The sequence below is a fragment of the Xenorhabdus santafensis genome, assembly GCF_033949405.1.
GTDB lineage: Bacteria > Pseudomonadota > Gammaproteobacteria > Enterobacterales > Enterobacteriaceae > Xenorhabdus > Xenorhabdus santafensis.
This window is the reverse complement of the sequence record NZ_VCDN01000525.1, coordinates 1-402: the sequence shown is the minus strand read 5'-3', so window position 1 is coordinate 402 and position 402 is coordinate 1. Positions and strand designations below refer to the sequence as shown.

The 402-nt window shown below is 25.1% G+C and carries 1 protein-coding gene; it reads left to right on the top strand.

Annotated features, from left to right (window positions below):
- The coding region (locus tag FE392_RS21200; RefSeq protein WP_319932039.1) for a hypothetical protein at positions 1-262 on the top strand (262 nt) is incomplete at its 5' end.
- Positions 263-402: the final 140 nt, after the last annotated feature.

The following is a 402-nucleotide window of genomic DNA, read 5'->3' as shown; positions in this document are numbered from 1 at the left end:
TGTTTGTAACCAAGAATATAAAATTCATTTCTTATTTTTACAAGCATTAAACAATAAATTATCTACTGAACAATTAGAAAAAGTCATGTTAGACGCGATTCCATATTTTGAAAAACAAAATCTATGGAAATACATACAAGATTATACTGAAGAATTGGCTATAAGATTTTATGAAGAAAAGAATAAGGATAAATCTAATGAATATTTTTATAAAAGTTACAAAGCTAAAAGAAACTTATTAGAAAGGGAGTCATTGAAATGATGAAAAAATTTAGTCTGATACTAATAGGGGTAGCATGTACAACAGGTATTTTCTTTTCCCAATTCAATAATTCCATTCAAACACATGATGCTAAAGAAAAAAATGATATTATTCAACAATATGCACATGGAAAAGATATT